At 47.8% G+C, this 11,784-nt stretch carries 10 protein-coding genes; 2 read left to right on the plus strand and 8 right to left on the minus strand.

Annotated features, from left to right (window positions below; translation table 11 throughout):
* Positions 1-374: 374 nt before the first annotated feature.
* From GXP69_RS06035 to GXP69_RS06060, 6 genes are all read right to left on the minus strand, one after another.
* A complete protein-coding gene (locus tag GXP69_RS06035) occupies positions 375-1,334 on the minus strand; it encodes a transketolase family protein (RefSeq protein ID WP_163913437.1) in 960 nt (319 codons plus the stop codon).
* A gap of 56 nt (positions 1,335-1,390) precedes the next feature.
* A complete protein-coding gene (locus tag GXP69_RS06040; protein WP_163913439.1) occupies positions 1,391-2,785 on the minus strand; it encodes a vWA domain-containing protein in 1,395 nt (464 codons plus the stop codon).
* A gap of 38 nt (positions 2,786-2,823) precedes the next feature.
* Positions 2,824-3,681 (minus strand): transketolase, encoded by an 858-nt coding sequence (locus GXP69_RS06045; protein ID WP_163913441.1) that lies wholly within the window; start codon positions 3,679-3,681, stop codon positions 2,824-2,826.
* A 93-nt stretch (positions 3,682-3,774) separates the two neighbouring features.
* Positions 3,775-4,224: a thioredoxin-dependent thiol peroxidase gene (gene bcp, locus GXP69_RS06050; protein ID WP_163913443.1), complete on the minus strand. Its 450-nt coding sequence runs from the start codon at positions 4,222-4,224 to the stop codon at positions 3,775-3,777.
* A gap of 99 nt (positions 4,225-4,323) precedes the next feature.
* On the minus strand, positions 4,324-6,216 hold the full coding sequence (locus GXP69_RS06055; protein ID WP_235925574.1) for a M23 family metallopeptidase: 1,893 nt from the start codon (positions 6,214-6,216) through the stop codon (positions 4,324-4,326).
* Entirely contained in the window at positions 6,203-6,814 is a 612-nt protein-coding gene (locus GXP69_RS06060) for a fumarylacetoacetate hydrolase family protein (RefSeq protein WP_163913445.1), read from the minus strand. Before GXP69_RS06060 ends, GXP69_RS06055 begins: the two co-directional genes overlap by 14 nt.
* A gap of 365 nt (positions 6,815-7,179) precedes the next feature.
* Between GXP69_RS06060 and GXP69_RS06065 the strand changes: the two genes are divergently transcribed.
* A complete protein-coding gene (locus GXP69_RS06065) occupies positions 7,180-7,974 on the plus strand; it encodes a M48 family metallopeptidase (RefSeq protein ID WP_163913447.1) in 795 nt (264 codons plus the stop codon).
* Positions 7,975-7,999: 25 nt separating this feature from the next.
* Positions 8,000-8,647, plus strand: a complete 648-nt coding sequence (locus GXP69_RS06070; protein WP_163913449.1) for a hypothetical protein — start codon at positions 8,000-8,002, stop codon at positions 8,645-8,647.
* A gap of 900 nt (positions 8,648-9,547) precedes the next feature.
* On the opposite strand, the gene GXP69_RS06075 is transcribed toward GXP69_RS06070, so the two are convergent.
* A complete protein-coding gene (locus GXP69_RS06075) occupies positions 9,548-10,360 on the minus strand; it encodes a 3'-5' exonuclease (protein WP_163913451.1) in 813 nt (270 codons plus the stop codon).
* 3 nt (positions 10,361-10,363) lie between these two features.
* Positions 10,364-11,749, minus strand: a complete 1,386-nt coding sequence (locus GXP69_RS06080) for a UDP-N-acetylmuramate--L-alanine ligase (RefSeq protein WP_163913453.1) — start codon at positions 11,747-11,749, stop codon at positions 10,364-10,366.
* Between the last annotated feature and the right edge of the window lie 35 nt (positions 11,750-11,784).

Consider the following 11,784-nt stretch of genomic DNA (forward strand, 5'->3'; position numbering starts at 1 on the left):
TAACTATAGTTTAGGATTTAACTGTTCAGAATGTTGGTAAAGGGTAGGAGTGACGGAGTTTATAGTTTAGGCGAGAACTATAGTTGGTAGATCAGCTGGGGTTCAAACTATAGTAAGGTTAAGCTATAGTTTGAACTAATGTGATGAGTAATGCTATAGTTATAGTTTGGGCGTGCCGGCAAGCCGTCGGGCTCTCGCGGCTCGCTTTTTGGTTCGTACCTCACCAAAAGAGCTCAAACAACCGCTCCATCCCTCACGCTTTCTCAGTGAGCAGTAAACAGTTATCGGTTAACAAGTCACATATAAAAAAAACAGGCTGCACTACAAAAGCACAGCCTGTTTACTGATTATTGTTAACTGCTAACTGCTATATGTTAACCGTTTTTTCTGCTGATAACGCGCTCTACGGCAGCTACAATGTCATTCTCCGTCAGGCCATATTTCTCCATCAGTTGGTCTGGAGTACCAGACTCGCCAAAGGTATCGTTTACAGCAACATACTCCTGCGGAACAGGGTTGTTGGCAACCAGCACTTGTGCAACAGCATCGCCAAGGCCACCGAAACGGTTGTGCTCTTCTGCAGTTACCACGCAGCCTGTTTTAGCAGCAGATTTCAGGATAGCTTCTGCATCAATTGGCTTGATAGTATGGATGTTGATGATCTCAGCATTGATGCCTTTCTCAGCCAGGATATGGCCGGCCAGGATAGCTTTCCAAACCAGGTGACCTGTAGCGAAAATACTTACATCCGTACCTTCGTTCAGCATCACGGCTTTACCAATCTCAAATTTCTGATCGGCAGGGGTAAAGTTAGGAACCGTAGGGCGGCCGAAACGCAGGTAAACCGGACCTTCGTGCTCGGCTATAGCTATAGTTGCTGCTTTGGTTTGGTTAAAGTCGCATGGGTTAATTACGGTCATGTGTGGCAGCATGCGCATCATACCAATATCTTCCAGAATCTGGTGGGTGGCACCGTCTTCGCCCAGCGTAAGCCCGGCATGCGAAGCACAGATCTTTACGTTTTTGCCAGAGTAAGCCACCGACTGACGGATCTGGTCGTACACGCGGCCCGTAGAGAAGTTAGCAAACGTACCGGTAAACGGAATCTTACCACCGATGGTCATACCGGCAGCAAGACCGATCATGTTGGCTTCGGCAATACCTACCTGGAAGAAACGCTCCGGAAACTCTTTCTGGAAGGCATCCATTTTAAGCGAGCCGGTAAGGTCGGCGCAAAGGCCAACTATATTTGGGTTGGTGCGGCCAAGCTCCAGCAAACCAGCACCGAAACCAGAACGTGTGTCTTTTTTCTCTGTGTATGGAAAATCTTTCATTGTATGGTTCTTTCTAAAAAGTCTTTATAATGTAGCAAACTATAGTTTGCTGCTGTTTATCTGTTAAAAATCCTTAGGTTGGTTGTAGCCCCGGGACGTATCTCAAAATCCTGCACATCGGTAAATTTGCTCGATTGTGCGGTCTTCATGCGGTACACCAGTTTATACTTACCGGGCTGTAATGGTACGGTTACTTTACTGTTATTTTCAGGTATGTTCAGGAGCCAGTGCTGTGTGCCATGTTCATCTACGCTATACACGCTGCCGTAGCCTTGCATCTGCGATGTGATAGCAAGTTGTCCCGGAATCGGGATCGTCACCGTTCTGGTCTGTCCTTGCTTTACTTCCACATCATTCAGGTAAATGCGTGGCGTAGTCAGTACTTCCAGGTCGTAGGTGCCGGTCAGGTATTTGTGTCGCTCACCAAAAGGTTGCACGTTCAGCGTGCGGGTTTCGCCGTTTTGCCGAACTATAGTTTGCAACTGCCCATACGGCGATGGCCCATCCTGACGCAGATACAAAATGCCCTGCGGCGCTTTTACCTTGATGACGTTATGACGGCCCGGTTTTATAGTTACGCTGCGGTCTACAACAGCTGGTGTAGTATTTACCACCAGGTCATAAGGCATCAGCGCGTCTATTTCCAGCATGTCGGGCTTTCCTTTGTCATTCAGGTAATGCACAAAATTGTACTCCGGCGAACCTGTCAGCGAGTTCAGGAAGGTCATGTTCACGTTGGTTTCCACCGACCGGCCGTTCTCATCCTGCAACTCCACACTAACCGTAGTTTCGCTCAGCGTCTGCGTCACAATCTCGGTCAGTACGTTCTCGAACGTTTTTACATCGGCTGCATTAAAGTACTGGCCAATGCAATTTAGCTGTTGTTCGTACTCTGGAGCAATACCAATGCCGATCACGAAAGGGCGCAAAAAGATGCGCTTCTTCTGCAAAGCCAGCGACACCGCACATGGGTCTCCGTTACACGATTCCAAGCCATCTGTTATCAGAATGACCACATTTCGAGAACGCGGATCATCGGGAAAATCTCCGGCTGCCTGCTCTAAAGAGTAGGTAATGGGCGTATTCCCGCGCGGAACGATCTGGCTGAGCTTCTTCTTAACAGACTCAGCGTTTTTAACGGCAAACGGCACTTCCAGGCGTGTGTCTTTGCAGTCGTTACGCTCGCGGCCGTACTGGTGGCCATACGCGCGTAAGGCAACTTCCACGTTATCAAAGCGCTCCAGCGAGTCAACCAGCCCGGCCAGCAGGTTTTTAGCAACCGTCATGCGGTCGCTGCTTTCCCATTTGGCCAGCATACTTCCGGAAGCGTCCAGCAGAAACAGAATGCGCGTTTTAGGCTTTGGCTTTTTATCCTGGGCAATAGTGGTTATAGTTGCTGATAAAACCAGCAACAGCAGGAGTAAACCTGTTTTTCTTAACCAAGCACCCATGCGCAGCACGAACTATAAATTTTACCTGAAACTATAGTTTAGTAATCCGAAGCGTGTTTTACCATCAGCTGCTGCAGCGCAATTTCCAGCTGCTCGTCGTTTGGCGCTACACCGTGCCATTTGTGCGACCCCATCATAAAGTCTACACCATAGCCCATTTCGGTGTGCATCAGTAACATAACTGGTTTGCCTTTGCCGGTCTCAGCTTTGGCCTGCTCCAGTCCCGGAATCAAGGTTTCGAAGTTGTTACCGTCTGCTTCCAGCACCGTCCAGCCAAAGGCTTCGAATTTAGCGCGCAGGCTGCCCAGGCTCATTACTTCGTCTGTAGAGCCATCAATCTGCTGGCCGTTCAGGTCTATAGTTGCAATCAGGTTATCTACTTTATGGTGTGCAGCATACATAGCTGCTTCCCAAACCTGGCCTTCTTCCACTTCACCATCGCCCATCAGCACATATACCAGGTTGTTATCGCCGTTCAGTTTTTTGATCTGGGCAGCACCAGTAGCTACTGATAAGCCCTGGCCCAGTGAGCCCGAAGCGATACGAATACCTGGCAGACCTTCTTCGGTAGCAGGGTGGCCCTGTAACCTCGAGTTCAGCTTGCGGAATGTTGCCAGCTCAGCCACATCAAAGAAGCCGGAGCGGGCCAACGTGCTGTACCAAACCGGCGAAATGTGGCCGTTGGAAAGGAAGAACAGATCTTCGCCTTTGCCATCCATGTTAAAGTCGGTGCTATAGTTCATGATCTTGAAATACAGCGATACAAAGTAATCGGTGCAGCCAAGCGATCCGCCCGGGTGGCCGGAGTTAACGGCATGTACCATACGCACGATGTCGCGGCGTACCTGTGCGGCAATGTCCTTCAGCTCTTCGATGCTCTTGTTGTGTGGGTTCACGGTTTATTTGATTATGAATTAAGAATTAAAAATTGGTAGTCAAAGATACAAAAAGCGCAGCCACTTTTAGAGTAGCTGCGCCCGCGTTATGTTTTACTTCAGTATTTGAGCCGTATGGTCGGCGGTCTTTACTTTCGTGATGATATCCTGTATCACACCGTTCTCGTCTATCACAAAGGTGTAGCGCATGGTGCCCATATACTTCCGGCCGTACATCGATTTTTCTTGCCACACTCCGTACTGCTCTACAATCTGTTTCTCAGTATCGGCGATCAGGGTAAACGGCAGCTCATATTTGCCGATAAACTTCTGGTGCGATTTCTCGCTGTCGATGCTCACGCCTATTACTTCGTAGCCTTCTTTTTGCAGGTGGCTATAGTTATCGCGGAGGTTGCAGGCCTGTGCAGTACAGCCGCTGGTGTCGTCTTTCGGGTAGAAGTACAGGATTACTTTTTTGCCGCGGTAGTCGCTCAGCTTTACCGTATTTCCGTTCTGGTCTTTGCCTTCAAACTCCGGAGCCTTGTCGCCGATGTTGAGTGTCATAGTTATGTTGATGTTTTGACTGTGTGACAAAAGACAAAGGACTTTCCATTATTTCTGAAACAGTCTTTTGTCCTTTGTCAAACGGTCTTTTGTCAAGAATTAAATCTTCGTTGTGAAAGTGGCTTCGTTGCCGGCAATGTCTCTTACCTTCAGAAGCACTTCTCCAGACAAAGGTACACTTTTATCGAGTTTTTCGGAGTATATCAGCGCTTCTTTGTGTTCGTACTTCATCAGGATCCACTGGCCGTTTACCCATGCGTTAAAAGAATGGATGCCAGATAGATCGTCGCTGATCTTGAACCTGATCTGTGCCGGGCTTTTGCTAAGCAATTTTATAGTTGGCGGCTTTATGTCCTGCATTACTTTAAACTTGCCCATGTTGCGAGTGTTGAAAGTAATGGTGTTGCCATCCCATTTACCACCTGCATAGCCACGCCCACGGCCTGTACCCAGGAAGTAAACAGCTGCTCTGCTTTTATCAATACCGGTTGTGTCCACTTTCATAGTAACTTTCATGGTTTTGTGAAGAGGGGTAAAGTAATCGCCTATAGTTACTACATCGCCCACTTTGCTGGTGTGCAGGTAAAGCGTGTCGTATAGTGTCTCTTTATCGAAAGTAAGGTTCAGGTAATCTGTTTTATAGTTTACTTCACGGCCAGGTGGTATCATGGTTTTAAAGGCAAAGGGCTTACCCACATCACAAAAGCCGATCGAATCTGGCAAGCCGCCGCGCAGATCGTATAGTGCCACAGAAGCTGAGTTATCCATATAGCTTGGCACCAGGTCGAAACGCTTGCCTGCTACAAACAGCTCTACGTTGCGAGGGGTACGGCTGGTGTCGATAGCGCTTACTTTCAGCACGTTTCCTATGATCTCGTAATCCATTTCCGGCTGCTTCACGCTTTTAGCCAGCGTTTGTGTAAAGACCGGTTTCTGCCCTTTCACGATAAAGCTAAGCGTAGAGGTGTTGTTGTAAGAGTCGCGGGCGACCAGTTTTACCTGGTAAGTAGAGTCGGGGTGCACACTAAAGCGGCCCTGTTTGCCATTGGTTGTGTATAGCGGCAGGTCATTGCCATAGTCTACATACGCTTTCTGGAACGTACGCCCATATCTGCGGAAAACATTATAGTTTATGTGCTGCGATACCTGGCGCGACAACTCAAAAGGCACCTGCTCGATGTGATGGTTGTACACCGGCTTGTTGTTTACATACAGGGTTACTTCCTGCGTACCGTTGCGGTTAGTGGCACCATCCAGTCGGTCGGTTGTCTGCAGTTCCAGTGCGATCAGTCCGTGCGCAAAAACTGTATCAGCCAGACTATAGTTGGAGCCTGCTTTTTTAGGGCTGAACTCGGTGCGGCCAAAGGTATTGTTAATGCGTGAATGAATATTCAAAGGCAGCACAGCCAGCCCGAAAATATCTGGCGGGGTGGTGTCAATGATTTCTGTAAAGTTGTAGCGGAGCGGGTTGTATAGTCTGTCCTGCGCATCACGAATCTCGAAGTGCAGGTGCGGCCCGCCCGATCCACCTGTGTTGCCGGATAGGGCAATTATATCGCCCCGTTTTACCGGGAACTGGTCTTTCTCAAAAAACAGCTCAATTTCAAACGTCTGCTTTTCGTACTGTTTCTGTAACAGATAACTGCCCAGCGGATCGACAAAGCTCAGCAGGTGCGAGTAAGTGGTGGTAAGGCCGTTGGGGTGCGTAATGTAAATAATGTTGCCGTACCCGAATGTAGACTGCTTTACCCTGGAAATGTAGCCATCGGCTGCGGCATGCACATTCAGGCCAACGCGCTGGTCGGTTTTAATATCAAGCCCACCATGGAAGTGCGTAGCCCGTATCTCGCCCATCGTGCCCGACAGGTAATTGCGCTCGCCGGGTTTTATCGGGAACAGGAAATAGCCGGGTGTTGGCTGGTATTGTGCCGCCAGGTTAAGGGTGGAAAATACGGTAACTATAAAAAGCGGTAATATCTTATTTAATTTCAAAATCGAGCAGTTTTCTATCTTCAACATAGCCTTCTAGTCTGTCGCCAATTTTAACCGGGCCTACGCCCTCGGGTGTACCTGTAAATATAATATCGCCTTTTTTTAGCGTAATAAAGCGCGAGATATAGGCAATGATGTCGTCGAAGTTGTTCATCATCAGCTGCGAATTGCCTTTCTGTTTTGTTTCGCCGTTCACATCCAGCCTGAAGTTGATATTTTGCAGGTCAGGAAACTGGTCCAGTGGCAGAAATTCCGAGACAGGAGCGGAACCGTTAAAACCTTTTGCCAGCGTCCAGGGCAGGCCTTTTGCTTTGGCTTTGCTTTGCAGGTCGCGAGCCGTAAAATCTATGCCCAGGCCAATGGCATCATAGTATTTGTGGGCAAATTTCTTCTCGATGTTCTTGCCCTCGCGGCTAATTCGCAGGATCAATTCTACTTCGTGGTGAATGTCGTTGCTATAGTCCGGGTAATAGAATGGTTCGTTGTTGCGGAGTATAGCGGTGTCAGGCTTAAAGAAAATGACAGGTTCGTCGGGTACTTCGTTTTTCAGTTCGGCTATATGGTCGGCGTAATTACGCCCTATGGCTAAAATTTTCATGTAGTCTGGAATCGGTGTAAAGGGTTCTGTATTCCAAAAATAAGGTTTCTAACGAATTGTACAGAAAAAAGTAAGAGATTTATTGTGAACGGAACTATAGTTTCAGCTTATACTGCTACAGCATATCTAAAATCCACAAATCGACTATTGTTGCGTGTGAGCAGTTTACAACTATAGTATATATCCGGAACGTATAATTGTACAGGTAATTGTCTTTTAGCAGGAGTGCCTGATACTGAGCAGGTAACAGTAAATAGCCTGAAGTATAGCAATTTTCCTATTTATTTATCGTTGAATCCACTGGCTATGTTTATTTTTGGTTCAGATTTTGAACAAGTGAGTTTAGCCATTAAAATTTTAAAACTATGTACAAGAAAATTATTGCTTTTACAGCAGCTGTGGTGATGATGGTAGCCTGTACCACGGTGCCAATTACCGGTCGCCGACAGCTGAACCTGGTATCGGATGCGCAAATGCAGTCGCTTAGTTATGATGCCTACGCCCAGTTTCTGAAAGAAAATAAATTATCGAGAGATGCACAGGCCACCGCTATGGTAAAACGTGCCGGGCAGCGTATTCAGCGGGCCGTGGAGCAGTATATGGCGCAGCAGGGCTTATCGCAGGAATTACAGGGTTTTCAGTGGGAATTTAACCTGATCGAAGACGACCAGGTGAACGCCTGGGCTATGGCCGGAGGTAAAACTGTGGTTTACACCGGAATTTTACCAGTTGCGCAAAACGAAACCGGGCTTGCTGTCGTAATGGGGCATGAGATTGCGCACGCCATAGCCAAACACGGTAACGAACGTATGAGCCAGCAATTGGCACAACAGTTTGGTGGCGTAACACTGCAGGCACTGGCCGGAACACAGCCAGGTACAGCACAGAACTTAATTATGACTGTTTATGGAGCCGGCTCTACGCTTGGCTTATTAAAATACGGTCGTACCCAAGAAACTGAAGCTGACCGTTTAGGACTGATCTTTATGGCAATGGCCGGTTATGATCCGGCTGCAGCTATACCGTTCTGGGAGCGTATGGAAGCAAAAGCAGGTGGACAGGCGCCGCCGGAGTTTTTATCAACTCACCCAAGCGCTGGTACCCGAATCAGCAACCTGCAGAAATTTATACCCGAGGCACGGAAATATTATAAGAAATAAGCCTTAAACTATAGCTAAACCCTCTATGTCCGAGAACACCCTTATGCGCTTTTGGCAACAGTTGCCTACCGGCGCACGCCTGATTGCTGTGTTAGCAGTTGTAGTAATTCTGGCCGGGGCCTGTACCCGCCGCGAAGCGTTTCCGGAGGACAGCGATGAACCTTCTGAAATGGCTGAGGGAGATTCTGTAGCGTACGACGGGCAGTTACTGGCACAGGTGGTGTTCGATAGCATAGACTATATTGTCCCGCCTCTGGATCTGATGCAACCTTTTATTCAGGAGTTTGGAGATGGAACTGTAGTAGATAAGGTGATGATACATAAGGTGCAGGAATCCAGAAAAGATAAAGCCGGCTATTACCTGGTAGGCATGGGCATCCGGAATGGGTCTTATCGTGCGATGGCTTTACAACTGGATGTAGCTTCTGATAACAGCTTGTACCTAAGCAGCAAGAGTAAGAAATTTATTTGTGCTGCCACGGCAGGTTGTACTTTCTGCTTCTTCACCTTCTCAGGTAGCCAGATAACAGGTTGTGAATGCGAGAGCAGGGCAGCAGGCAGTTTCTGCGAACAGAAGTTCTCAGACTCCAACCAGCTCCTGAAAAATGCCAAGCTCCGTAACTTACGGGATGGAGAAACGAGAATTATAGAACCATTGAGAACTGCAAATTAAGATTTAAACAAGGCTGTCGTAAATGACAGCCTTGTTTGTTTTAGTTGTTTTATAGTTTCCTTTTTGTCATCCTGAGCATTCTTGAGACGTGAGTAGAAGAGAGCCAGCGCAGCTATGAAGGATCTTATATGTTCTATAGTTTCTCATCTGTCATTTCGAGCCGTAGCGAGAAATCTATCTCGGCTTATAGTTGCTAAACAGCTAGCATTCTATAGTTACTCCTCGACACGAGCAGTTTGTGCTATAGTTCTTGCTGATCCTGGGAGCTCTACCAGCCTATTGTGCTATAGTTACTTTGGTGCGCTCCCGGCCGCGAGGCCCCGTCTTGGGGGTAGGGGCCCTCGAAAGGGCATCGCGCTGCTGCCTTCTTGCTACCCTCGCTGCGCTCGGGTTGCCTTACGGCACCGCAACAAGTCAAAGGCGCTCAACCCAAAGACTGTGATCGCTCGATAGCTATAACTAAAGTTAGTTGAAGAGCTATAGTTGCTTGGCTTTTTCGTGGTTGTAGTTTCTTGTTCCGGGCTGTGCCTGCCTGTTCTGTAACTATAGAACATAGCCTCAACTATTGCAAAGACAGCAGAATTCCCCTCTCGGGAGGGGCAGGGGTGGGTTAAAAGAGAAACTATAGAACTATAACTTAACTATAGCAAGGGTAGAAAGTCCCCCTTTGAGGGAGTAGAGGGATGATTGACAGTAACTATATTACTATAGCTAATACTATAGCAGTAGTAGTAAATTTCCTGCCTTAGACAGGGAGGGGTAAGGGGTGGTTGGACAAAGTCAACTATAAAACTATAGCACCAACGATAGCCACAATCCTGTAAATCCTGTAAATCTGATTCAGACAAAAAGGCTCTCCTTCATCAAGAGAGCCTTTCATGCTTTATCAAACTATAAACCCTACGACACACTACTCTGCATACTGCGCAGCCTGATTCTTGTTAAGATCTTCTTGGTATAAAGCGGGAAGTCACCTTTCATCATCCAGTCGTAGTAGGTTGGTTCCTTTTGCAGTACTTCCTCCACAGCAATGTTCTTATGTTTTCCGAAGTTAAATACCTCTTGTCCGGCATTATTGTAAACAATGCGCCCGGCAAGATCGGCGGTTTTCTGAAACGTGAACTTGTGCAGCTGTGCCATGTCGTTCTGCACCGGAAACTCTTCTATACCTTCGGTAATTTCAACAGGCGTGTTCTGGTAGCGGTCCAGCTGCGCCATTAAAATATGGTAGGTAGCAACCGTGTCGGCTTCGGCGCTGTGGGCGTTGTCTAATGTTTTGTCGCAGTAATATTTGTAAGCGGCAGATAAGGTGCGCTGCTCCATCATATGGAAAATACGGCAGGCATCCACTACGTTGCGGTTATCCAGATCAAAGTCGATACCGGCACGCAGAAACTCCTCAGCCAGTAGTGGAATATCAAACCGGATCAGGTTATAGCCACCCAGATCGCAACCTTTCATGAACTGGTCCAGGTCTTTGGCGATCTGCGCAAACGTAGGGCAGTCCTTTACATCTTCGTCGTAGATCTTGTGTATCAAGCTCGACTCCAGTGGGATGGGAATGGTCGGGTTGATCTTACGGGTTTTCAGGATCTCTTCGCCGTCCGGTTTTACTTTCAGCACGCTAATTTCTACAATGCGGTCTTTGCAGATGTCGGTGCCGGTAGTTTCCAGGTCGAAGAAAACGATGGGACGTTTCAGGTTCAGTTTCATAGGTTATGCTTTTAGAACCGCCTGCGTTAGCGCCTCCATGTTAATGTTGTTATAGTTGCCCGAGCTCATCAGCAGTAGGTTAGCATGCTGCCAGCTATAGTTTAGCAGGTGTTGCTGCAGCGCTTCCGAGTCGGTGTACACTTTCAGGTTGGGGTTTTTAAAAGCTGCCTTCAGTTCATCTTCCGATAGCATTTCCATGCGCTTGTGCTCAATTGTCTTCGGATTAAAGTATACTATAGCTTCATCGGCCTTATCCAAAGCATCGGCATATTGCGGAATAAAATTCTTGTTCAGGCTGCTGAAAGTATGCAGTTCCAGGACAGCTACTAACTGGCGCTGTGGAAACTGTACTTTCACCGCTTCAGTCGTAGCTTTTACTTTTGATGGCGCATGCGCAAAATCGCGGTAAATAACCGTTGTGTCGGTCTCTCCTAATTTCTCCAAGCGCTTGGCGGCTCCTTTAAAGGTTTTCAGGGCGTTATAAAAATCATGGGCTTTGATGCCGATCTGCTTACACACTTCCTTGGCTGCGTTTATGTTGCGCAGGTTGTGCTCGCCGAACAGCTGTATCTCTACATCGCCATCCTTTTTAGTATGCAGTATAGTTCTGCCGTTTTTTATAGTATGGTCGTGCACGCCATACCCGATATAGTTGATATCAGCTGGGTTGCGTGGAACCGCCACTAACTGCACCTGCTCGTCGTCTTTGTTATAGATCAGCGTGCCGGCTTTTGGTGTCATCTCGGCAAAAATGCGGAACTGGTCGCGGTACATTTCCGGGTCCGGAAACACGTTGATATGGTCCCAGCTGATGCCACTGATCACGCCAATGTGGTGATGGTATAAATGGAATTTCGGAACGCGTTTGATCGGGTCAGAAAGGTATTCGTCGCCTTCGATAATGATGATCGGGGCATCTTCAGTCAGCTTCACCATGCGGTCAAAACCTTCCAGTTGCGCACCTACGGCATAATCAAACTTGCGGTTATTTTCCTTCAGCACATGCATGATGATGGACGTGATGGACGTTTTGCCATGGCTGCCACCAATTACGATGCGCTGTTTATCACGGCTCTGCTCGTAAATAAATTCCGGGAAAGAGTAGATCGGTAAACCTAACTCCTGTGCTCTCAACAACTCTGGATTATCCGGGCGGGCATGCATCCCTAGTATAACGGCATCTATAGTTGCATCCAGTTTCTCAGGGAACCAGCCTTCCTGCTTAGGTAACAAACCGGCTGCCGCCAGTCTGCTTTTAGCAGGCTCAAAAATCTCGTCATCCGATCCTGTTACCTGCAGGCCTTTGTCGTGCAGGGCCAGTGCCAGGTTGTGCATAATGCTGCCACCCGTTGCTATCAGGTGTATGCGTTGTAGTTCCTTCTTCTCCATAAATGCCGGGCAAATACTATTGTAAGCAGACAAAG

This window comes from Pontibacter burrus (assembly GCF_010686685.1).
In the GTDB taxonomy this organism is placed as follows: Bacteria; Bacteroidota; Bacteroidia; order Cytophagales; family Hymenobacteraceae; genus Pontibacter; species Pontibacter burrus.

What these genes read in the sequence shown, in the direction of transcription:
- GXP69_RS06040 (WP_163913439.1), bottom strand. Translation starts at nt 2,785, where the DNA reads ATGGGTGCTTGGTTAAGAAAAACAGGTTTACTCCTGCTGTTGCTGGTT.
- GXP69_RS06035 (WP_163913437.1), bottom strand. Translation starts at nt 1,334, where the DNA reads ATGAAAGATTTTCCATACACAGAGAAAAAAGACACACGTTCTGGTTTC.
- GXP69_RS06075 (WP_163913451.1), bottom strand. Translation starts at nt 10,360, where the DNA reads ATGAAACTGAACCTGAAACGTCCCATCGTTTTCTTCGACCTGGAAACT.
- bcp (WP_163913443.1), bottom strand. Translation starts at nt 4,224, where the DNA reads ATGACACTCAACATCGGCGACAAGGCTCCGGAGTTTGAAGGCAAAGAC.
- GXP69_RS06080 (WP_163913453.1), bottom strand. Translation starts at nt 11,749, where the DNA reads ATGGAGAAGAAGGAACTACAACGCATACACCTGATAGCAACGGGTGGC.
- GXP69_RS06060 (WP_163913445.1), bottom strand. Translation starts at nt 6,814, where the DNA reads ATGAAAATTTTAGCCATAGGGCGTAATTACGCCGACCATATAGCCGAA.
- GXP69_RS06065 (WP_163913447.1), top strand. Translation starts at nt 7,180, where the DNA reads ATGTACAAGAAAATTATTGCTTTTACAGCAGCTGTGGTGATGATGGTA.
- GXP69_RS06070 (WP_163913449.1), top strand. Translation starts at nt 8,000, where the DNA reads ATGTCCGAGAACACCCTTATGCGCTTTTGGCAACAGTTGCCTACCGGC.